Raw genomic sequence first — 20,697 nt, 5'->3', positions numbered from 1 at the left:
CATGACCCAGAACAGCCCGAAGTTCCCCGCCAGCTCCGTGCTCGGCTACCCCCGCATCGGCCCGCGGCGCGAGCTGAAGAAGGCCCTCGAGGCGTTCTGGGCCGGTCGCACGTCGGCCGACGAGGTCGAGGCGACCGCCGCCGACCTGCGCAAGCGCACCCGCACGCGCCTTGCCGAGCTCGGCCTGGCCACCGACGTGCCGGCCATCCCCAGCGCGTTCTCGTTCTACGACCACGTGCTCGACGCGACCGCCGTGGTCGGTGCCGTGCCGGCCCGCTTCGCGGACGTCGTCGGCGCCGACGGTGCGCTCGACCTCGCCGGGTACTCCACCGTGGCCCGCGGTCGCGGCGACGACCTGCCGCTCGAGATGACCAAGTGGTTCGACACCAACTACCACTACCTGGTCCCGGAGATCGGCCCGGAGACCGCGTTCCGCTACGCCAGCGACCGCCCCGTGCGCGAGTTCAAGGAGGCCCTCGCGGACGGCGTCCTGACGCGTCCGGTCATCGTCGGCCCCGTCACGTACCTCGCCCTGGCCAAGGCCACCGAGGACGCGCCGGAGGGCTTCGCGCCCATCGACCGCCTCGCGGACCTGCTCCCCGTGTACGCCGAGCTGCTCACGGACCTCGCCGCCGCGGGTGCCACGTGGGTCCAGCTGGAGGAGCCCGCCCTGGTCTCCGACTCGGTCGGGGTGCCCGCCGAGCAGCTGCTCGCCTCCGTCATCGAGGCGTACCGCGCCCTGGCCACCGAGCTGGCGCGCCCGACGCGTCCGGCCATCCTCGTCGCGGCGCCCTACGGCGACCTCGGCGCGGCCCTCCCGGTGCTCGCCGCCACCGACGTCGAGGCCATCGGCATCGACCTCGTGCGCGGCCACGCGCCCACCGAGCCGGTCCCGGGCCTGGAGACCAAGACGCTCGTCGCGGGCGTCATCGACGGTCACAACATCTGGCGTGCGGACCTCGACGCCAAGCTCGCGATCCTCGAGCAGCTCGAGGGCCTGGGCGCCGCTGCGGTCGCCGTGGGCACGTCCACGTCGCTGTTCCACGTCCCCCACACGCTGACCGACGAGCCGAACCTCGACGCGACGCTGAAGACGTGGCTCGCGTTCGCCGACGAGAAGGTCGTCGAGGTCGTCACGCTGGCCGAGGGTCTGACCGAGGGCCGCGAGGCCATCCACGAGCAGCTGCTCGCCGCCACCGACGCGGTCAACTCGCGCCGCACGGCGCCCGGCGTCGTGAACCCGCAGGTCCGCGACCGCGTCGCCGCGCTCGACGAGGCCGCGTTCAACCGCGGCCCGTTCGACGAGCGCAAGGAGGCCCAGGCCGCCCGGCTCAACCTGCCGCCGCTGCCGACGACGTCCATCGGCTCGTTCCCGCAGACCACCGAGATCCGGACCGCCCGCGCGGCGTTCGGCAAGGGTGAGCTGACGGAGGCGCAGTACGACGAGGAGATGAAGGCGGAGATCCGCCGCGTCGTCGACCTGCAGGAGAAGATCGGCTTCGACGTGCTGGTGCACGGCGAGCCCGAGCGCAACGACATGGTCCAGTACTTCGCGGAGAACCTCGATGGGTTCGCCGTGACGCAGAACGGGTGGGTCCAGTCGTACGGCTCGCGCTGCACGCGTCCGTCGATCCTGTGGGGCGACGTCTCGCGGCCGAAGCCGATCACGGTCGAGTGGTCCGCGTACACGCAGTCGCTGACCGAGAAGCCCGTCAAGGGCATGCTCACCGGCCCGGTGACCATCCTCGCGTGGTCGTTCGTCCGCGACGACCAGCCCCTCGGCGACACCGCCAACCAGGTCGGTCTCGCCCTGCGCGACGAGATCGCCGACCTCGAGGCCGCCGGCATCGCGGTGATCCAGGTGGACGAGCCCGCCCTGCGCGAGCTCCTCCCGCTGCGCGTCGAGGACCACGCCGCGTACCTCGACTGGTCGGTCCGCTCGTTCCGCCTCTCGACGGCGGGCGTCCGCCCCGACACCCAGATCCACACGCACCTGTGCTACTCGGAGTTCGGCGAGATCATCGGCGCGATCGACGGTCTGGACGCCGACGTGACGTCCATCGAGGCGGCCCGCTCGAAGATGGAGATCCTCGGCGACATCTCGGCGGCCGGCTACCCGCGCGGCATCGGCCCGGGCGTCTACGACATCCACTCGCCGCGCGTCCCGAGCGAGGCCGAGGTCGAGGAGCTGCTCACCGAGGCCGTCAAGGCCATCGCGATCGACCAGCTCTGGGTGAACCCGGACTGCGGCCTGAAGACCCGCCGCTACGAGGAGGTCGCCCCGTCCCTGGAGCACATCCTCGAGGCGACCCGGAAGGTCCGCGCCACCCTCTGACCCACGCTCACGGCCCCGGACACCCGCGCAGGGTGTCCGGGGCCGCCGTGCGTCTCCGGACAGGTCCCCGAACGGGTGACGTGGCTCAAGTAGGCATCTCGATTGTCGATAGGTCTGAGGACAGACGTATCGACAATCGAGATGGAGTCGGCGATGACCACGGTGGTGCGCGAGAAGCTCCGTCGCAGGCTCGGCCCGGCCGCTCTGGTCGGGGTAGTTCTCGTGGCCGCCTACCTGGCCGTCGCGAGCGGCGTGTTCGCTGCCGGTATGGCCGTGCTCGGCCGCGGCTCCAGCGCCGAGGCGCCTGTCCACCTGACGACCCCTGTCGGCTATCAGGACATGACCGTGCCCTGCGTCGAGGGCTGGTCGATGGACGGCTCCTCCTGCGAGCTGGCGGCGTCTCCTGACGTGTGGCCGGGAGGCCAGTCGCTCCCGATCCGCCACGGCGGCGGGTTCCTCGCCGCCGCCGACGTCGACCCGATCACCACCCTGCTGGCCACGGCGACGTCCTGGGCAGGGCTCATCGCGGGAGGACTCGTCGGCCTGATCCTCGTCCCAGCGCTGCGCAGCACGGCGTCGGGGCACCCCTTCGCCGCCGGGAACGCCCGTCGCCTGGGAGGGGCGGCAACCGTCGTCGTCGTCGCCTGGGTCGTCGCCACCGTCGGGGACTTCGTCGCGGCGTCCCGGATCATCGCGGTCATCGAAGCCACACCGCGGTGGTCCCCGACGGGCTCGTTCGCCATGCCGGCCGACTGGCTCGCCCCGTCGCTCGTCGTCGGCTGGTGGCCCCTGCCCATCGTCCTGCTCCTCCTGGCACTGGCGGCGGCAACGCGGCTGGGCACCCGGCTGACCTCGGACACGGAGGGACTCGTGTGAGCGAAGACGACTCCGGCCAGCACCGGGTCATCTCCCACCTCGCGTCCCTCCTCGAGGCCCGAGGTATGTCCCTCGTGCAGCTGGCTGCCCTGAGCGGCATCACCGTCGCCAACCTGTCCGTGCTGAAGAACGGCCGGGCCCGGGCGATCCGGTTCAGCACCCTGACCGCGGTCTGCGACGTCCTGCAGTGCCAACCCGGCGACCTCCTCGAGGTGACCCGCGCGACCCCCGGATCCTGACGCCGGACCGACGCAGGGTGGCGGTGGCCGTCGCGCGTCCTAGGGTCGGTCGGGTGACGATCTTCGACACCGTCCCCCTCGACCTGCTGCGACGACGCACCAGCGAGAAGTGGCGGCACTACCCGCCGGACGTGCTGCCGCTGTTCGTCGCGGAGATGGACGTGCCGCAGCCCGAGCCGGTGGTCCGGGCCGTCACCGACGCGATGCGGCTCGGCGACACCGGGTACCCGTCKGGGTCCGCCTACGCCGAGGCGATGGCGGCGTTCGCCGCCGACCGGTGGGACTGGACGGTCGACGTCGCCGCGACGCGGCTGGTCCCCGACGTGATGCTGGGCGCGGTCGAGCTCCTGCGCCTGGTCACCGGCCCGGGCGACACGGTCGTCATCAGCCCGCCGGTGTACCCACCGTTCGCCACGTTCGTCGACCACGCGGAACGCCGGCTGCTCGACGCCCCGCTCGGTCCCGACGGCCGGCTCGACCTGGAGTCCCTCGACCGGGCGTTCGGCCAGGCCACCGCCTCCGGCCGCCGCGCCGCCTACCTGCTGTGCCACCCGCACAACCCCACCGGGACGCTGCACACCGCGGCCGAGCTGCGGGCGGTCGGCGAGCTCGCCGGCCGGCACGGCGTCCGGGTGGTCGCCGACGAGATCCACGCCCCGATCGTGCTGGGCCCCGGCAGCCGATTCGTCCCCACGACCACGCAGATCCCCGACGCGATCGCTCTGCACTCCGCGTCGAAGGCGTTCAACCTGGCGGGGCTGCGCGCCGCGGTCGCGGTGCCCGGACCGGAGGCGGTGGCGGACCTCGCGCGCCTGTCCGCGGTCGTCGCCGACGGCGTCACGCACCTGGGCGCCCTCGCCCAGCTKACCGCCTACCGGGAGGGCGGTGCGTGGCTCGACGAGGTGCTCGCCGGGCTCCGGCACAACCAGGTGCTGGTCGCGGACCTGCTGACCGAGCTCGTCCCGGCCGCCGTCTGGTCACCGCCGGAGGCGACGTACTTCGCGTGGATCGACCTGCGCGCGCTGGACACCGTCCGGGCGGGAGCCGACCCGGCACGCCTGGCCCTGCACCGCGGCCGTGTCGCGCTCAACCCCGGCCCGACGTTCGGCCTCGGCGGCGCCGGCTTCGTCCGGCTCAATCTGGCTGCCTCGACGTCGGTCCTGACGGAGGCCGTGACCCGGCTCGCCCGCGCCCTGGAGGACGTCGCAACCGATTCGTGACCAAGACCCGCCGCCTCAAGGCTCATGTCGYCCCCCGGGGCGTGCCGATCTCTCCGTACGGAGCCCACGAAAAGGCCCACGCCTGTACAACGAAGTCATGGGAGATCGACGTGGTGAAGTGCGACGAGTGCAGCTCGGCGGTGAAGGTCTGCGAGCGCTGCGACGGGGTCGGCCGCAAGCGCTGGTCCGGGGAGTGCAGCTACTGCCGCGGGACCGGGCAGATGTGCATGAAGAACGCCAACCACCGCTGGTGACACAGAGACGCCCCGCACCGGAGAGGGCGGGGCGCTCGATGGCGAAGGTCAGCTGAGCCGGACCGCCAGGTCGGCCAGCCGGTCGACGATGCGGACGTCCGCATCCAGCCAGGGGACGTCGTGCCACTGGTGCGGTGCGAGCCACCGCAGCTCGTCGTGCTCGACGAGAGGTTCCGGCGTGCCCTCGACGACCTCGGCCAGCCAGAGGCGCATCACGTACTCGTCGGACAGTCGCCACAGACCGTCGTCGGGTCCGACGACCTCGTCGCCGAGGCCGATGCGGACGCCGAGCTCCTCACGGATCTCGCGGTGCAGCGCGTCCTCGGGTGCCTCGCCGTCGTCGACCTTGCCACCGGGGAACTCCCACCGGCCAGCAAGCCTCGCAGGGACCGCACGGCGTGCGGCCAGCAGCTCGCGTGGGTCGTCGAGGTCGTCCACGATGGCGGCGGCCACGACGAGCACAGGTGCAGTCATGCCGTGAGTCTGCCAGGCCCGCGTGCCACGGACCTGGGGCTCGATGGACGGCCCACCTTCTTGAGCCGTCGGAGCCTGATCAGCGGATTCCGTGCTCGACGGCCCAGGCGACCGCCTCGGCACGCGTCGAGGCGCCGATCTTGCGGTACACGCTGCGGACCTGCGACTTGACGGTGTTCCTCGTCACGAAGAGCCGCGTCGCGATCTCCTCCAGGGTGACGTCCTCGGCGAGCTCTGCCAGCACGACCCGCTCGCGGCGCGTCAGTGCGTCGTTCGAGAGCCCGACAGTCCTGCTCGTCTCCAACATGCTCATGATGTCCTCCGGTGTGCTGCGTGGATCCGGGGGGTCCGGGCCACGCTCTGGGCTGCGTACCGGATGAGAGAGGGCTGGTCGTGAGCCATGACGCCACTTCCAGCAATCTCCTCATGCGCGGGTTCCCCCCCGCCATGCGCCCGATCGCGCTTGCCACCCACAATGAACGCCGGTTGCCCCGGCAGATACGCCGAACGTGCGATCAGATCCGGGTTTTCACCCGGACGGCTGACCATGACGCGTGGTGCACCTCACACGGGGGACAACGACAGCGGTGCTGCTGAGGTTCAGCCGGCGTTCTGCGCGGTGTACTCGGCAGCGGTGAGCAGCGGACCGGTCGATGCCACGTCGACCTTGAGCAGCCAGCCCTGTCCGTACGGGTCGGAGTTGACCACCGAGGGGTCCTCGACGGCGGCCTGGTTGATCTCGACGACCGTGCCGGACACCGGGGAGTACAGCTCGGAGACCGACTTGGTCGACTCGATCTCGCCGACGACCGCGCCGGCGATGACCTCCTCACCCACGGCGGGGAGCTCGAGGTAGACGATGTCGCCGAGCGCGTCAGCCGCGATCCCGGTGATGCCGACGGTCGCGGGGGCGCCGTCATCCAGCCATTCGTGCTCGACCGTGTAGTGCAGGTGGGTGGGCAGCTCCGTCATGAGTGAGGCTCCTGTCGACTTCTTCTAGGGCTGGTCTACCGGTGTCGGCGGTAGAAGGGAAGGGCTTCCACCCGGACGGGTTCGTAGCGTCCACGCACGTCAACGGCCAGCTCGGTGCCCGGAGCACTGACCTCGGGGGTCACGTAGGCCATCGCGACGGGGTGACCCAGCGTCGGCGAGGGCGCTCCGGAGGTGACGGTGCCGACCGTCGGGGCGTCGGCGGCCGTGGAGAACTTGACCGGGTAGCCGTGCCGGGCCGCCCGCCGGCCGAGGCCCTCGAGCCCGACGAGCACGCGTGCGGGCTCCGACTGGGCGCGCCCTTCGAGGGCGGCGCGGCCGACGAACGGCAGCGGGTTGCCCTCGTCGTCGACCTTGTCCAGCTTCACCACGCGGCCGAGCCCGGCGTCGTGCGGGGTGGTGGTGCGGTCGAGCTCGTTGCCGTACAGCGGCATGCCTGCCTCGAGGCGGAGGCTGTCGCGCGCGGACAGGCCGGCGGGCACCAGCCCGAACGGCTGGCCGGCCGCGAGGAACGCCCGCCACAGGGCGGGGGCCAGCGCGGCGTCGAGGAAGAACTCGAAGCCGTCCTCCCCGGTGTACCCGGTGCGCGCGACGAAGACGGGGTTTCCCTCGAACGTCATGGGGATGGCCGCGTAGTACTTCAGCGTCTCGGCGTCGTGACCGGCCTCGGCGAGCCCCGCCGTGGCGCGCAGGATCTCCAGCGCACGCGGACCCTGCACGGCGATCAGGGCCGTCTGCGGGGAGCGGTCCTCCACGACGACGTCGAACCCCGCGGCCCGCTCGGCGAACGCGGCGAGCACCGTGTCGTGGTTGGAGGCGTTGGCGACGACCAGGAACGTGTCGTCGGTGTCGCGGTACACGATCAGGTCGTCGACGACGCCGCCGTCCTCGGCGCAGATCATCGTGTAGCGCGCGCCGAGCACGCGAAGGCCGGACAGGTTGCCGACGAGGGCGTAGTCGAGGAACCGCCCGGCGTCCGGGCCCGTCACCCCGATCTCGCCCATGTGCGACAGGTCGAACAGCCCCGCGGCCGTGCGGACGGCGTTGTGCTCGGCGATGTCGGAGGTGTAGCGCAGGGGCATCTGCCAGCCGGCGAAGGAGGTGAGGGCAGCGCCCAGCGCGACGTGCTCGGCGTGGAGCGGGGACTCGATGTCCGTCATGTGCTGTGTCCTCTACTCGGCGTACGACTCGATGGGCGGGCAGGAGCAGACCAGGTTGCGGTCGCCGTGCGCCCCGTCGATCCGGCGGACCGGCGGCCAGTACTTGCCCTCGCGCAGCGCGGCCACGGGGAACGCGGCGAGCTCGCGCGGGTACGTCTGCTCCCACGTGTCGGTGCTGACCGAGGCGGCGGTGTGCGGCGCGTTGCGCAGCGGCGACTCGGCGACGGCCCAGCGGCCGGACTGCACGGCGTCGATCTCGCCGCGGATGGCGACGAGCGCGTCGACGAACCGGTCCAGCTCGGCCAGGTCCTCGCTCTCGGTGGGCTCCACCATGAGCGTGCCGGCCACCGGGAAGGACAGGGTCGGCGCGTGGAAGCCGTAGTCCATCAGGCGCTTGGCGACGTCCTCCGCGGTCACCCCGGTCTCCTTGGTGATGTCCCGCAGGTCGAGGATGCACTCGTGCGCGACCAGGCCGTTCGGGCCGGTGTAGAGCACCGGGTAGTGCCCGGACAGGCGCGTGGCCAGGTAGTTCGCCGCGAGGACGGCGGTCTCCGTGGCGGTCTTCAGGCCGTCGGGACCCATGAGCGCGACGTACGCCCAGGAGATCGGGAGGATGCCGGCCGAGCCCCAGGGTGCCGCGCTGACCGGCGCCACCGTGTTCGTCGCGCTCGACGCCGGGGTCGGGTCGCCGGGCAGGAACGGGGCCAGGTGCGCCGCGACCGCGACCGGCCCGACGCCCGGACCGCCGCCGCCGTGCGGGATGCAGAAGGTCTTGTGCAGGTTCAGGTGGCTGACGTCGCCGCCGAGCTCGCCCGGACGGGCCAGGCCGACCAGCGCGTTGAGGTTCGCGCCGTCGATGTACACCTGCCCGCCGGCCTCGTGGACGAGCTCGCAGACGGTGCGCACGCCCTCCTCGTAGACCCCGTGCGTCGACGGGTACGTGATCATGATCGCCGCGACCTCGGGGCCGTGCTTCTCCAGCTTGGCGCGCAGGTCGTCGAGGTCGATCGAGCCGTCGGCGGCCGTGGCGACGACCACGACGCGCATCCCCGCGAGCGCCGCCGACGCCGCGTTGGTGCCGTGCGCGGACGCGGGGATGAGGCAGACGTCGCGCTTGTCGCCGCGCGACGCGTGGTAGCCGTGGATGGCGAGCAGCCCGGCGAGCTCACCCTGCGACCCCGCGTTCGGCTGCACCGACACCGCGGCGTACCCGGTGATCTCCGCCAGCCAGTCCTGCAGCTCCGTGACCAGCTCCGCGTAGCCCTCGGTCTGGTCGGTGGGGGCGTAGGGGTGGATCGTGGCGAACTCGGGCCAGGAGATGGGCTCCATCTCCGCCGTGGCGTTGAGCTTCATCGTGCACGAGCCAAGCGGGATCATCGTGCGGTCCAGCGCGAGGTCCTTGTCCGACAGCCGGCGCAGGTAGCGGAGCATCGCCGTCTCGKAGCGGTGCAGGTGGAAGACGGGGTGCTGCAGGTAGGCGCTGGTGCGACGGAGGTCGGCGGGCAGCGCGTCGCTGGTGCCGATGCCCGAGAACCCGAAGGCGTAGGTGCCGTCGTCGTCGGCGTCGAGGGTGGTGACCCCCGCGGCCGCGAACGCGAGCACGATGCGCAGCAGGTGATCGGAGCTCGTCCGCTCGTCGGCCGCGATCTGCACGTGGTCGTCGTCGGGCGCCCACAGGTTCACGCCTGCCGCGGCAGCCTGCGCGACGACCTCGCGGGCCTTGCCCGGGACGACCGTGCGGATCGTGTCGAAGAACGTGTCGTGCTCGACCGTGACACCGATGCCGGTGAGCAGCTCGGCCAGGCCGGCGGCGTGCGCGTGCACCCGCTCGCCGATCGCCCGCAGTCCGTCGGGACCGTGGTAGACCGCGTACATCGACGCGACGATCGCCAGCAGCGCCTGCGCGGTGCAGATGTTGCTCGTCGCCTTCTCACGGCGGATGTGCTGCTCACGCGTCTGCAGCGCGAGGCGGTAGGCGCGGGCACCGTCGGCGTCGATCGACACGCCGACCAGGCGGCCGGGCAGCATCCGCTCCAGGCCGGTGCGGACCGCCATGAACGCGGCGTGCGGTCCGCCGCCGAACAGCGGGACGCCGAAGCGCTGGGCGGAGCCGACGGAGACGTCGGCACCGAGCTCGCCGGGGGAGGTCAGCAGCGTGAGGGCCAGCAGGTCCCCGGCGACCGTCACCAGTCCGCCGCGCTCCTTGGTCTGCGCGATGACGGCGCTCAGGTCCCGCACGCGGCCCGACGCACCGACCTGCTGCACGACGAGCCCGATGAGGTCGCCCTCGATCTCGGGCAGCCCGTCGGTGAGGTCCGCGACGACGACCGGCAGGCCGATGGCCTCGGCGCGGCCGAGCGTGACCGCCAGCGACTGGCCGAACAGGTCGGCGTCGAGCACCACCGTGCCGGCCTTGCCCCGGGCCGCGCGCCACATCAGCGCGACCGCCTCGGCGACCGCGGTGGCCTCGTCGAGCAGCGACGCGTTCGCCACGTCCAGGCCCGTGAGGTCGGTGACCATCGTCTGGAAGTTGAGCAGCGCCTCGAGCCGGCCCTGCGCGATCTCCGGCTGGTACGGCGTGTACGCGGTGTACCAGGCCGGGGACTCGAGCACGTTGCGACGGATCACGGCGGGCGTGATGGTGTCCGAGTAGCCCTGCCCGATCATCTGCGTCATGACCCGGTTGCGGCCCGCGATGGTGCGCAGCGCCGCCAGCACCTCCTCCTCGGAGCGCGCGGCGGGCAGGTCCAGCGGCCGGTCCGTGCGAATGCTCGCGGGGACGGCGGCGTCGACCAGGTCGTCCAGGGAGTGGTAGCCGACGACCGACAGCATGTGGGCCGTCTCGCCACCGCGCGGACCGATGTGGCGGTCGGCGAAGACCTCGGCCGCCGGGGTGTGCTCGACGCTGGTGAACGGCACGGCGTCGGACAGGGTGTCCAGGTGGATGGCAGGGACGCCGCTCACGACGGCGTCGTGCAACTGGCTCAGATCGGTGGTCACGGGCTGCTCCGCTGGGTCGTCCGGACATGCCGGGACGGTGGGTGGGCTCCCCGCTCTGTCATTACGCGGTTGGGTACGCGCGACCTGAGAGTTTTGCCGGTCCGCCTGTCGGGGCGCGCCGGCTTGCACCGTCGGTGGGACCTTCGAGAAGGTCCGCTTTCCAGAGTTGCCTCGCCGTGGCGGTACAGGGGCCTGAGAGATTCCCGGGGAGGGTTGCTCCTTCGGCGTCCCGACGTTGCGCGGGAGCTCTCCCGCCGCGGTTCGAGCAGCGTGTGAAGTTGTGGGGCCAGCGTACCCGGCGCTGTCCAGGGTGCAGGCCGTGTCTCGGAGGTCGGTGCTCGCCCTGCGCGTCAACCTCGGCTCGAACCACGTCCGCGCTCCGTCGGCGCCGCCGTCACCACCGTCCAGCGGGCAGGCCACGCAGCTGTGTCTCGTCGGCCGTGCGTACATTGGCCGGGTGCAGACGTCCCCGCCTCTCGTAGCCGCGGTCGTCGTCGTGTCCGACCGCTCGGCGGCGGGCGAGCGCGAGGACCGCTCCGGCCCCGCGGCCGCCGAGCGCCTGACGGCGGCAGGCTTCGCGGTGGCCGACGTGGCGGTCGTGGCCGACGGGTCGCAGTCGGTGGAGTCGGCGATCCGCGCGGCTCTCGGTGCCGGTGCGCGGTTCGTCGTCACCTCCGGCGGGACCGGCGTCGGTCCGCGCGACCTGACTCCCGAGGGCACGCTCCCCGTGATCGACCGGCACCTGCCCGGGATCCCGGAGCTGCTCCGGCGCGAGGGAGCGGCGACCGTCCCGACGGCCGTCCTCTCGCGCGGGCTCGCGGGAGTGACGCAGGACGGCGCGCTCGTCGTCAACCTGCCGGGCTCGCCGGGGGGCGTGCGCGACGGGCTCGACGTGCTGCTGCCGCTCGTCGGACACGTGCTGGACCAGGTGGCGGGAGGGGATCACCGATGATCGCGCGTGTCGTCGAACAGCCCCTCGACCTGCAGTTTCACGTGGAACATGTGAGTGATCCGCGGGCCGGGGCGGTCGCGACGTTCGTCGGGCTGGTCCGGGACCACGACCCGTCGGTCGAGGGGCGCGTGGTCGGCCTCGACTACACGGCGCACCCGACCGCGCAGGACGTCCTGCACCGCCTCGCGTCGGCCGCGGCGGAGTCGGAGGACGTCATCGGCGTCGCCGTCAGCCACCGCATCGGGCACCTCGCCGTCGGGGAGGCCGCGATCGTCGCCGCCGTGTCCACCGCGCACCGCGCCGAGGCGTTCGACGTGTGCCGCGCGCTCGTCGAGACGGTCAAGGCCGAGCTCCCGGTGTGGAAGCGTGAGGTCCTCGAGGACGGTTCGCACGTATGGGTGGGTCTGTGATGAGCGATCAGCTGGTCGACCGGTTCGGGCGCGTGCACCGCGACCTGCGGATCTCGCTGACCGACCGGTGCTCCCTGCGCTGCACCTACTGCATGCCCGCGGAGGGCGTCCCGTGGCTCGCGCGGTCGACCATGCTCACCACCGAGGAGATCGTCCACGTCGCCCGGGTCGGCGTCTCGTTGGGCATCGAGGAGATCCGGCTGACCGGCGGCGAGCCGCTGCTGCGCGTCGACATCGTGGATGTCGTCCGTCGGCTCACCGCCCTCACCGGACCGTCGGGCAGCCCCGAGGTGTCCCTCACGACGAACGCCCTGCGCCTGCCCGGACTCGCCTCCGACCTGAAGGACGCCGGGCTCTCCCGCGTGAACATCAGCCTCGACACCCTCGACCGCGCCAAGTTCCTGGAGCTGACCCGTCGCGACAAGCTGGTGGAGACCCTGGCCGGGATCGCCGCCGCCGACGCCGCCGGGCTGCACCCCGTGAAGATCAACGCCGTGGCCATGCGCGGGGTCAACGACGACGAGGTGGTCGCCCTCACGCGGTTCGCGGTCGACCGTGGCTACCAGATGCGGTTCATCGAGCAGATGCCGCTCGACGCCGGGCACACGTGGGACCGGGCGCAGATGGTGACGCAGGCCGAGATCCTCGAACGGCTGACCGCGGAGTTCACGCTGGAGGAGGTCCCCGGTCGCGGCGCCGCACCCGCCGAGCTCTGGACCGTCGACGGCGGCCCCGCGACCGTCGGCGTCATCGCGTCGGTCACCCAGCCGTTCTGCGGCGCCTGCGACCGGCTGCGCCTCACCGCCGACGGCCAGCTGCGCGCGTGCCTGTTCTCCCAGACGGAGACCAACGTGCGAGACCTGCTGCGTGGTTCGACGGACGCACCCGACGCCGCAGCGCTCGGGATCGGCCCAGGTCAGGCCCTCCGGGTCGGCGCGACGGCCCCCGCCCGCCCCGCCCCGGCGGCATCCGACGTCGACACCGCCCTGGCCGACGCCTACCGCCGGTGCCTGGCGGGCAAGAAGGCCGGGCACGACATCGACGACCCGAGCTTCCTGCAGCCCGACCGCCCGATGAGCGCGATCGGCGGCTGACCGCTCCGGCGACGGCACACCACGAAGCTTCTCCTGGTCAGACGGGATCGGTGAACGAGATCGGCTTGCCCGCGGCGGCGGCGTAGGCGATCTCCCTGCGCGTCGACTCACCGACGTACCCGCCGGGGTTGACCACCAGCACCCGGTCGGCCAGGTCGATCTTGCGCAGATGGAGGGCGTCCAGCGCGGTCTTCTGCTCGTCGGTGACCGGCTCGTCCGCTTCTCCCGGAGCGACGACGATGACTCCGGCGAACGTCAGGTCACGGTTCGCCGCACGCATCTCGTCCACGAACCGCGTCGAGCCGCAGATGCAGACGATCTCCGGTCGGTCGGGCACGGGTCAGCCGCCGGCGAACGGGGGGAGGACGTCCAAGGTCGCTCCGGCGGGCACCGGGTCGTCGCCGTCGACGCGGGTGCCGTCCGCCAGCAGGGAGCAGCGACCGAGCACCCGGTCCAGGGCGGGGCCGTGCGCGGCGACCATCGCGGCCCGGAGCTGGGCGGCCGAGCCTGCGGGCAGCCGCTCGGTGTCGACCCCGGCGGCCTCCGCAGCGCCGGCGAAGTAGCGGACGGTGATCACCGTTCGGCGGTCCAGGCTGCGGCGCGCGCCTCGATCCAGGCGAGGACGTCCGACGGGTTGGAGCTCGCGGCGGCGAGACCCGCGACGAACATCGTCACCGGGACGGCAGGGCGCGCCACCTGGTGGGCGACGTCGGAGGACACCTGGAGCAGCCGGTCGATGTCGACGAGCTCCCGCTCGACGCCGAGCGCCGTGGTGATCTGGTCGATCCAGTCCGGCAGGTCTGCGCCCGGGGCGCGTCGGGGGTCGTCGGTCATGGGTCGATCCTGTCACTGAGCGTCGCGTCGAGGCGTGCGACGTCGGCCCAGGTGTCGGCGTCGGCGGTCGCGTCCGCGTCGTCGGGGACGTCCACCAGGCGGAGGCCCTCGACGAGCCGGTGCATCGACGCACCGTGCACGGTCGGGAGCCGGTCGAGCGCCGCGCGCAGGCTCGTCCGCCGGTAGACGGCGACGAGATGCTGCGCCCGACCCTCGGGCCCGACCATCCGGGCGCCGTCCACCTCGCTCGCACCGGTGCGGGTCTCGACAGCGCCGGTGACCGTCGCAGCCGCGGCGGTAGCGCGCTCCGCGGGAGCGGGCACGTCAGAGACGGCAGTCGCACCGGCGGACGCCGTGGGAGCAGCCGTCGCGGCCGTGAGGAGCGCGGGGAGGGCGCGGCCGGCGCCGGGGACGTCGCACGCGAGGACGACGACGAGGTCCGGGCCGTCCGCGGGGAGCGCGTCGAGCCCCGCGGCCAGACCTGCGACGGGTCCGCCGTCCGGCGGGTCCTCCAGCACGGTCGCGACCCCGGGCCGAGCCACCTGCGGCGGACCCACGACGACGACGTGGGTCGCGCCGGCGACGGCCGCGAGTGCATGGTCGAGCAGGGCGATCCCGCCGACCTCGACGTCCGGCTTGCTCACGCCGCCGAGCCGACGGGCGCGACCTCCGGCGAGCACGACCGCGTCGTACCGCGGCCCGGCCGCGATGTCGCGGGATCCGATCCTGTCTGTCACCGCGTCACCCCGGCTCGCACGCCCAGCGTGCGTCCACGGACGCTCTCCCCGTCGGTCACGCGTCGCGGCGCCAGTCGCCCGAGCGGCCGCCGGACTTCGCCTCGAGCTGGACGTCGGCGATGCGGACGGACTTGTCGAGGCCCTTGACCATGTCGACGACCGCGAGCGCGGCGACGGAGACGGCGGTGAGCGCCTCCATCTCGACGCCGGTGCGGTCGGCGGTCCGGACGGTGGCCGTGATGGTGACGCCGTCGTCGGTGATCTCGAGGTCGACGACGACCCCGTGCACGCCGATGACGTGCGCGAGCGGCAAGAGCTCGGGCGTGCGCTTGGCGGCGGCGATGCCGGCGATGCGGGCGACCGCGAGGACGTCGCCCTTGGGGACGCCGCCGGAGCGCAGCGCGGCGACCACGGCCGGGCCGCACTGCACGCGTCCGCTGGCGGTGGCGGCGCGGACGGTCGGCTGCTTGGCGGTCACGTCGACCATCCGGGCGTGCCCGGCCGCGTCGAGGTGCGTGAACTGCTCGCTCATGGGCTCACTCTCAGAACGGTGAGACGGTCGCCGGGGGCGACCTGGGAGATCTCGGCGGGGATGACGGCGAGGCCCTCGGCCAGCACGAGGCGGGCGACCAGGTGCGAACCGGACCCGCGACCGGTCGCCCGGACCACGCGGTCGGGGCCGACCCAGCGCACCGGCATGAGCTGCGCGCGACCGGGCGGGGTGGTCCAGGCGTCGTCGGCGACGGCGAGCGTCGTCGGGCGTTCGACGTCGACCAGTCCGCGCATCCGCAGCAGGGCGGGACGGACGAACATCTCGAACGACGCGAACGAGCTCACAGGGTTGCCGGGGAGCGTGTAGACGGGCGTGCCGCCGGGCAGCCTGCCGAGGCCCTGGGGCTTGCCCGGCTGGACCGCGACGGCGACGAACTCGACGTCCGGCTGGTCGAGGAGCGCGGCCTTGACCACGTCGTACGCACCGACGCTGACGCCGCCGGAGGTGACGATCGCGTCGACCGACGGGTCCTCGTCGAGGCTCTGGAGGAGCGTCCGCAGGGTGGTGACGTCGTCGGGCACGGGCCCGAGCCGCATCGCGATGCCCCCTGCCTGGCGGACGGCGGCGGCGAGCAGCCACGAGTTCGAGTCGGGGAGCTGCCCGCGGTGCAGCGGGTGGCCCGGCGTGACCAGCTCGTCGCCGGTGGAGATCACGGCCACGTGGGGCCGGCGGTGGACCCGGACCGACGGGTGCCCGAGGGACGCGACGGCCGCGATCGCGGCAGGGCCCAGCAGAGTGCCGGCCGCGACCACCACGTCTCCGGGCACCGCGTCCTCGCCGGCCCGGCGCACGTGCACCCCGGCGTCGGGCGCCTCCCGGACCAGCACGGTGACCGTCCCCGCGTCGGTCCGCTCGACGGGGACGATCGTGTCCGCCCCCGGCGGCACCGGCGCCCCGGTCATGATGCGCACCRCGGTACCCGCCGTGACCACAGGCTCGTCGGCCGAGCCTGCCGGCAGGTCCGCCACCACCCGCAAGGTCACGGGGACGCCGACGACGTCGACGTGCCGCACCGCGTACCCGTCCATCGCCGAGTTGTCCCAGCGCGGCAGGAGCTCGTCGGTCCGCAGGTCGTCGGCGAGCACCAGGCCGTCGGCGTCGTCCAGCGGCACCTCGACGGCGGGGAGCGGGGCGGCCAGGGCGAGGGCGGCCGCGCGGTGGTCCGGCAGGGAACGCACGACTAGCGGACCTCCAGCCAGGCAAGGATCCCGCCGTCGACGTTGGAGGCGTCGAAGCCGGCGCCGCGCAGGATCTTCGCGGCGGTCAGCGACCGTGCCCCGACCTGGCAGTGCACGACGATCTCCTGGTCGCGCGGCAGGTCGGCCAGGGCGGAGCCGTCGAACACGGAGCCGAGCGGCACGAGCACCGCGCCGGGGATGGACACCTGGGCGTACTCGGCGGGCTCGCGCACGTCGATGAGCAGGAACTCGTCGGTGCCGGCCTCGCGGGCGGCGAGCCGGCGGACGAGCTCGGGGGCGGTGACGACGGGGACGTCGGACATGGGCAGGACCTCCGGGGTCGGGTTTCTCTGAGGGCGGCCGACGAGGGGGACCTCGGTCCAGCGGCCGCGCAGGGCGTCGATGACGAGCACGCGGCCGAGCAGCGGCTCGCCCGTGCCGGTGAGGAGCTTGACCACCTCGGTGGCCATGACGGAGCCGACCTGCCCGCAGAGCGCGCCGAGCACGCCCGCCTCCGCGCAGGACGGGACCTCGTCGTCGCGCGGCGGGGTGGGGAACAGGTCGCGCAGCTGCACGCCCGCCCGGCCCCAGAAGACGGTGGTCTGCGCGTCGAACCGCAGCACCGACCCCCAGACCTCCGGCAGGCCGAGGCGCACGCACGCGTCGTTGACCAGGTAGCGGGTGGGGAAGTTGTCGGTCCCGTCGACGACGAGGTCGTAGCCGCGCAGGATCTCGTCGACGTTCTCGCTGGTCAGGCGCGTGCGGTGGGCGACGACGCGGATGTCCGGGTCGAGGGCGGCGACCGTGTCGAGCGCGCTGTCGACCTTGGCACGGCCCACGTCGGCGGTCCCGTGGATCACCTGACGCTGCAGGTTGCTGACGTCGACCACGTCGTCGTCGACGATCCCGAGCGTCCCGACCCCCGCCGCGGCGAGGTACTGGATCACCGGTGCACCGAGACCGCCCGCGCCGACGACGAGCACCCGCGCGTTGCGCAGCCGGCGCTGACCGTCGACCCCGATCTCCGCGAGCAGCAGGTGCCGCGACCCGCGCTCGACCTGCGCAGGGGTCAGGGGCGGTCCGGGCGTGACCAGGGCAGGCAGCGGCACGCGACAAACCTACGTCCCGCCGGGCGCCGCGATGACCTCCCTCGGCTGGAGAGCGTCACTCCGCGAACGAACCCGACATGGGTGACGTGATGCGGTCGAGAACATCACCCATCTCGGGTTCGACGAGTCTCAGAGCGTCCGCTGCCACGCGACGATCCGGTCGACCGCCTCGCGGACCACCTCGACCGACGACGCGAACGACAGCCGCACCCAGTGGTGGCCGTCGACGGGGTCGAAGTCGGTGCCGGGCGTCAGGGCCACACCGGCCTCGTCGAGGAGCCGGGCGCACCAGGTGATCGAGTCGAGGCCGCTCGCGGAGATGTCGCCGTACAGGTAGAACGCGCCGTCGGCCGGGGCGATCCGCGACCAGCCGAGCTCGGGCAGGCGGGCGAGCAGGTGCTCGCGGGCGGCCGCGTACCGCTCGACGTTCTGCCGGGCGGCCGCGTACCCGTCGGGGCTGAACGCGGCGACCCCGGCGTGCTGCGCGAGGGCCGGCGGGCACAGGGCAACGTTGCCGGCGAGCGCGTCGACCACCGACAGCAGGTCGTCCGGGAGGACCAGCCAGCCGAGCCGCCAGCCGGTCATCGCCCAGTACTTGGAGAACGAGTTGACGACGACGGCACCGCTGCCGAGGTAGTGCGCGGCGGTCGCGGTCTCCTCCGAGCCGTAGGTGATGCCGTGGTAGATCTCGTCGCTGATGAGTCGGACGCCCTGGGTCCCGCACCAGGCCGCGAGCGCCGCGAGCTCGTCGGGGTCGATCATCGTGCCGGTGGGGTTGGCGGGGCTGGCGACCACGAGCCCGTCCACCGGCGGGTCGAGCGCCGCGAGCTGCGCGACCGTCGGCTGGTAGCGCGTCTCCGGGCCGCAGGGCACGATGACGACCTCGCAGCCGAGCGCGGCCAGGATGTTCGCGTACGCGGGGTAGCCGGGGACGGCGAGCGCCACCCGGTCGCCCACGTCGAAGGCCGCGAGGAACGCGAGGACGAACCCGCCGGAGGAGCCGGTGGTGACGGCGACCCGACGGGCGTCGAGGGTGAGGTCGTACCGGTCGCGGTAGTGCTGCGCGATCGCCGACCGCAGCGCCGGGACGCCCAGGGCCTCGGTGTAGCCGAGACCGCCGCCGCTGGTGAGCAGGTCGATCGCCCGCTGCCGCACCACGTCCGACGCCCCCGTCGAGGGCTCGCCCGCGCACAGGTTGAGGACGTCCTCACCGGCCGCCCGCCGCGCGTTGGCGGCCGCCAGGATCTCCATGACGGCGAACGGCGGGACGTGGGCGCGCTGGGCAACCTTCATGCCCGCCATTGAACACGTCTAGCCTCGGACCGTGATCGTGGACTGCGCGCTCTACGCCGACGGCCGGCGCCGTCATCGGCTCGACGACCTGGCCGTGGCCATGCGCGAGGCCGAGAAGGAGGACGGGTTCGTCTGGATCGGCCTGGTCGAGCCCACGGCCGACGAGTTCGACGCGATCGCGGAGGGTTTCGACCTGCCGGAGCTCGCCATCGAGGACGCGATCCGCGCCCACCAGCGGCCCAAGCTCGAGCGGTACGGCAGCGTCACGTTCGCCGTCGTGAAGCCGGTGCACTACGTGGACCACGTCGAGGTGGTGGAGGTCAGCGAGCTGGCCATCTTCCTGGGCGAGCGGTTCGTGATCGTCGTCCGGCACGGGGACACGACGATCCCCGCCCAGGTGCGGGCCGCGCTCGAGGCGGACCCCGAGATGCTGCTGCACGGACCGCCCGCGGTGCTGCACGGGATCCTGGACCGGTCCGTCGACCAGTACCTCGACGTGACGGCCTCGATCGACGAGGACCTCGACCAGATCGAGGACCAGGTGTTCGGCGACGACCCCGGCCACGACCACGCGGAGCGCATCTACAAGCTCAAGCGCGAGGTGCAGCAGTTCCGGCGCGCGGTCGTGCCTCTGGTGGGTCCGCTGACCCGGCTGGCCGAGGAGGAGGTGCCCTGCATCCCGACCTACGCGCGCCCGTACTTCCGTGACGTCCAGGACCACGCGCTGCGGGMCGCGGAGCTCATCGAGGCCGCCGACGCGCTGCTCACCAACGTCCTGCAGGCCGACCTCGCGCAGGTGACCGTCGAGCAGAACCGCGTGACCGTCCAGCAGAACTCCGACATGCGCAAGATCTCGGCGTGGGCGGCGATCGCGCTGGTGCCGACCGCCATCGCGGGGCTCTACGGCATGAACTTCGACTACCTGCCTGCCATGCACTCGCCGTTCGGCTTCTGGATCGTGCTGGCAGGCATCGGCGGGATCTGCGTCGTGCTGTACCGGGCGTTCCGGCGCAATCGTTGGCTCTAGCTGTTCTTACGCATCAGCGCCTGCTCGATGACCTCGACGACCTCCGGAGCGTCCGGCTCGGTGGTCGGGCGGAACCGGTGCACCGACCCGTCGGGCGTCACGACGAACTTCTCGAAGTTCCACATGACCCGGCCGGCCTTGCCGGAGGCGTCGGGCGCCTTGGTGAGCTCCGCGTAGAGCGGGTGCTGGGACCGGCCGTTGACCTTGGTCTTGGCGAACATCGGGAACGTCACGCCCCACGTCGCCGAGCAGTACTCCGCGATGGCCTCCTCGGAGCCGAGCTCCTGCAGGAACTGGTTGCTGGGGAAGCCGAGGACGGTGAACCCGCGGTCGCCGTAGGTCTTCTGGAGCTCTTCGAGCTTCTCGTACTGCGGCGCGAGCCCGCAGCGCGAGGCGACGTTGACCACGAGCTTGACCTGGTCCGCGTACTCGCCGAACGTCGTGCTGTCGCCGCGCAGGGTGGTCAGGGGGATCTCGTCGAGGCTCATGCCTCGGTCAACTGTTCGTCACGGGCCGCGCATTCCCCAGAACGTTGCGGACATGGTCGACGATGCCGTCGGCGGCCGCCTCGATCTGCGCGAGGCAGGCCTCGAAGTCCCGCGGTCCGCCGTACCAGGGGTCGGCGACGTCGAGGTCACCGACCGCGTCCGGGTCGAACGACCGGAACAGCACCGGGTCCAGGCCCCGCAGGGCGCGGGCGTGGGCGTTCGTCATCGCCAGGACCAGGTCACGCCGGTCGTCGGCGGCGACCTGGCGGGCCCGGTGGCCGTCGCCGGCGGGGTAGCCGTGGGCGGTCAGGACCGCACGGGCGCGACGGTCCACCGGGTTGCCGTGCTCCTCGTCGCTGATGCCCGTGGAGTCGACGACCACCTGGTCGGCCAGGCCCGCGGCGGCGAACCGCTCGCGGAGCACGATCTCGGCCATCGGGGAACGGCAGATGTTGCCGGTGCAGACGACCATGA

At 72.8% G+C, this 20,697-nt stretch carries 24 protein-coding genes and 1 riboswitch; of the genes, 9 read left to right on the top strand and 15 right to left on the bottom strand.

The features are described from left to right. Nucleotide 1 precedes the first annotated feature (1 nt). The 5 genes from metE to ACXJKF_RS02975 all read left to right on the top strand — a co-directional run bounded on the left by metE (nucleotide 2) and on the right by ACXJKF_RS02975 (nucleotide 4,924). The gene (gene metE, locus ACXJKF_RS02995) at nucleotides 2–2,335 is read left to right on the top strand and encodes a 5-methyltetrahydropteroyltriglutamate--homocysteine S-methyltransferase (protein ID WP_456786252.1); all 2,334 of its coding nucleotides are present in this window, start codon (nucleotides 2–4) and stop codon (nucleotides 2,333–2,335) included. Nucleotides 2,336–2,488: 153 nt separating this feature from the next. Next, nucleotides 2,489–3,211, top strand: a complete 723-nt coding sequence (locus ACXJKF_RS02990; protein WP_456786251.1) for a hypothetical protein — start codon at nucleotides 2,489–2,491, stop codon at nucleotides 3,209–3,211. Then, the gene (locus tag ACXJKF_RS02985) at nucleotides 3,208–3,450 is read left to right on the top strand and encodes a helix-turn-helix domain-containing protein (protein WP_456786250.1); all 243 of its coding nucleotides are present in this window, start codon (nucleotides 3,208–3,210) and stop codon (nucleotides 3,448–3,450) included. Before ACXJKF_RS02990 ends, ACXJKF_RS02985 begins: the two co-directional genes overlap by 4 nt. 53 nt (nucleotides 3,451–3,503) lie before the next feature. Further along, on the top strand, nucleotides 3,504–4,670 hold the full coding sequence (locus ACXJKF_RS02980; protein ID WP_456786249.1) for a MalY/PatB family protein: 1,167 nt from the start codon (nucleotides 3,504–3,506) through the stop codon (nucleotides 4,668–4,670). After that, entirely contained in the window at nucleotides 4,667–4,924 is a 258-nt protein-coding gene (locus ACXJKF_RS02975; protein WP_456786248.1) for a hypothetical protein, read from the top strand. The genes ACXJKF_RS02980 and ACXJKF_RS02975 overlap by 4 nt, the downstream gene beginning before the upstream one ends. A 48-nt stretch (nucleotides 4,925–4,972) precedes the next feature. Here ACXJKF_RS02975 and ACXJKF_RS02970 read toward each other — a convergent pair whose 3' ends face one another. From ACXJKF_RS02970 to gcvP, 5 genes are all read right to left on the bottom strand, one after another. After that, nucleotides 4,973–5,398, bottom strand: a complete 426-nt coding sequence (locus ACXJKF_RS02970; protein ID WP_456786247.1) for a (deoxy)nucleoside triphosphate pyrophosphohydrolase — start codon at nucleotides 5,396–5,398, stop codon at nucleotides 4,973–4,975. A gap of 79 nt (nucleotides 5,399–5,477) precedes the next feature. Then, nucleotides 5,478–5,711, bottom strand: a complete 234-nt coding sequence (locus tag ACXJKF_RS02965) for a helix-turn-helix domain-containing protein (RefSeq protein WP_055916219.1) — start codon at nucleotides 5,709–5,711, stop codon at nucleotides 5,478–5,480. Nucleotides 5,712–5,998: 287 nt separating this feature from the next. Further along, nucleotides 5,999–6,370, bottom strand: a complete 372-nt coding sequence (gcvH, locus tag ACXJKF_RS02960) for a glycine cleavage system protein GcvH (protein WP_146847773.1) — start codon at nucleotides 6,368–6,370, stop codon at nucleotides 5,999–6,001. A 35-nt stretch (nucleotides 6,371–6,405) separates the two neighbouring features. Continuing rightward, a complete protein-coding gene (gene gcvT / locus ACXJKF_RS02955; RefSeq protein WP_456786246.1) occupies nucleotides 6,406–7,548 on the bottom strand; it encodes a glycine cleavage system aminomethyltransferase GcvT in 1,143 nt (380 codons plus the stop codon). A 12-nt stretch (nucleotides 7,549–7,560) separates the two neighbouring features. Next, a complete protein-coding gene (gene gcvP, locus ACXJKF_RS02950) occupies nucleotides 7,561–10,467 on the bottom strand; it encodes an aminomethyl-transferring glycine dehydrogenase (RefSeq protein WP_456786343.1) in 2,907 nt (968 codons plus the stop codon). Between the two features lie 251 nt (nucleotides 10,468–10,718). Then, a riboswitch (glycine riboswitch) is annotated at nucleotides 10,719–10,812 on the bottom strand. A gap of 193 nt (nucleotides 10,813–11,005) precedes the next feature. Between gcvP and ACXJKF_RS02945 the strand changes: the two genes are divergently transcribed. Genes ACXJKF_RS02945 through moaA form a run of 3 tightly spaced genes read left to right on the top strand, consistent with a single transcriptional unit; the run spans nucleotide 11,006 to nucleotide 13,004 of the window. Further along, nucleotides 11,006–11,500: a MogA/MoaB family molybdenum cofactor biosynthesis protein gene (locus ACXJKF_RS02945; RefSeq protein ID WP_456786245.1), complete on the top strand. Its 495-nt coding sequence runs from the start codon at nucleotides 11,006–11,008 to the stop codon at nucleotides 11,498–11,500. Further along, complete coding sequence (locus ACXJKF_RS02940) at nucleotides 11,497–11,910, top strand: molybdenum cofactor biosynthesis protein MoaE (RefSeq protein ID WP_456786244.1); 414 nt, start codon at nucleotides 11,497–11,499, stop codon at nucleotides 11,908–11,910. Before ACXJKF_RS02945 ends, ACXJKF_RS02940 begins: the two co-directional genes overlap by 4 nt. Beyond that, nucleotides 11,910–13,004, top strand: a complete 1,095-nt coding sequence (moaA, locus tag ACXJKF_RS02935; protein ID WP_456786243.1) for a GTP 3',8-cyclase MoaA — start codon at nucleotides 11,910–11,912, stop codon at nucleotides 13,002–13,004. Before ACXJKF_RS02940 ends, moaA begins: the two co-directional genes overlap by 1 nt. 37 nt (nucleotides 13,005–13,041) lie before the next feature. On the opposite strand, the gene ACXJKF_RS02930 is transcribed toward moaA, so the two are convergent. The 8 genes from ACXJKF_RS02930 to ACXJKF_RS02895 all read right to left on the bottom strand — a co-directional run bounded on the left by ACXJKF_RS02930 (nucleotide 13,042) and on the right by ACXJKF_RS02895 (nucleotide 18,708). Further along, nucleotides 13,042–13,341, bottom strand: coding sequence for a hypothetical protein (locus ACXJKF_RS02930; protein WP_456786242.1), 300 nt, complete (start codon nucleotides 13,339–13,341; stop codon nucleotides 13,042–13,044). Between the two features lie 3 nt (nucleotides 13,342–13,344). After that, nucleotides 13,345–13,581: a MoaD/ThiS family protein gene (locus ACXJKF_RS02925; protein ID WP_456786241.1), complete on the bottom strand. Its 237-nt coding sequence runs from the start codon at nucleotides 13,579–13,581 to the stop codon at nucleotides 13,345–13,347. Beyond that, nucleotides 13,578–13,838 (bottom strand): DUF6457 domain-containing protein, encoded by a 261-nt coding sequence (locus ACXJKF_RS02920; RefSeq protein WP_456786240.1) that lies wholly within the window; start codon nucleotides 13,836–13,838, stop codon nucleotides 13,578–13,580. The genes ACXJKF_RS02925 and ACXJKF_RS02920 overlap by 4 nt, the downstream gene beginning before the upstream one ends. Next, nucleotides 13,835–14,575, bottom strand: coding sequence for a molybdenum cofactor guanylyltransferase (mobA, locus tag ACXJKF_RS02915; protein ID WP_456786239.1), 741 nt, complete (start codon nucleotides 14,573–14,575; stop codon nucleotides 13,835–13,837). Before mobA ends, ACXJKF_RS02920 begins: the two co-directional genes overlap by 4 nt. Nucleotides 14,576–14,630: 55 nt before the next feature. Then, entirely contained in the window at nucleotides 14,631–15,107 is a 477-nt protein-coding gene (moaC, locus tag ACXJKF_RS02910; protein ID WP_456786238.1) for a cyclic pyranopterin monophosphate synthase MoaC, read from the bottom strand. After that, the gene (locus ACXJKF_RS02905; protein WP_456786237.1) at nucleotides 15,104–16,306 is read right to left on the bottom strand and encodes a molybdopterin molybdotransferase MoeA; all 1,203 of its coding nucleotides are present in this window, start codon (nucleotides 16,304–16,306) and stop codon (nucleotides 15,104–15,106) included. The genes moaC and ACXJKF_RS02905 overlap by 4 nt, the downstream gene beginning before the upstream one ends. Nucleotides 16,307–16,308: 2 nt before the next feature. Beyond that, complete coding sequence (gene moeB, locus ACXJKF_RS02900) at nucleotides 16,309–17,415, bottom strand: molybdopterin-synthase adenylyltransferase MoeB (protein WP_456786236.1); 1,107 nt, start codon at nucleotides 17,413–17,415, stop codon at nucleotides 16,309–16,311. 129 nt (nucleotides 17,416–17,544) lie between these two features. Next, a complete protein-coding gene (locus tag ACXJKF_RS02895) occupies nucleotides 17,545–18,708 on the bottom strand; it encodes an aminotransferase class I/II-fold pyridoxal phosphate-dependent enzyme (protein ID WP_456786235.1) in 1,164 nt (387 codons plus the stop codon). A 31-nt stretch (nucleotides 18,709–18,739) separates the two neighbouring features. On the opposite strand from ACXJKF_RS02895, the gene ACXJKF_RS02890 reads away from it, so the two are divergent. Next, nucleotides 18,740–19,735 carry a magnesium and cobalt transport protein CorA gene (locus ACXJKF_RS02890; RefSeq protein WP_456786234.1) on the top strand — a complete coding sequence of 332 codons (996 nt, stop codon included), beginning with the start codon at nucleotides 18,740–18,742 and terminating at the stop codon, nucleotides 19,733–19,735. Here ACXJKF_RS02890 and ACXJKF_RS02885 read toward each other — a convergent pair. Next, nucleotides 19,732–20,223: a glutathione peroxidase gene (locus ACXJKF_RS02885; protein WP_456786233.1), complete on the bottom strand. Its 492-nt coding sequence runs from the start codon at nucleotides 20,221–20,223 to the stop codon at nucleotides 19,732–19,734. The two genes, ACXJKF_RS02890 and ACXJKF_RS02885, sit on opposite strands and share 4 nt — an antisense overlap. A 7-nt stretch (nucleotides 20,224–20,230) precedes the next feature. Next, on the bottom strand, nucleotides 20,231–20,695 hold the full coding sequence (locus ACXJKF_RS02880; protein WP_456786342.1) for a low molecular weight protein-tyrosine-phosphatase: 465 nt from the start codon (nucleotides 20,693–20,695) through the stop codon (nucleotides 20,231–20,233). Between the last annotated feature and the right edge of the window lie 2 nt (nucleotides 20,696–20,697).

Source organism: Cellulomonas sp. P5_C5, assembly GCF_054049655.1.
This window is presented reverse-complemented; position numbering and strand designations above follow the sequence as displayed.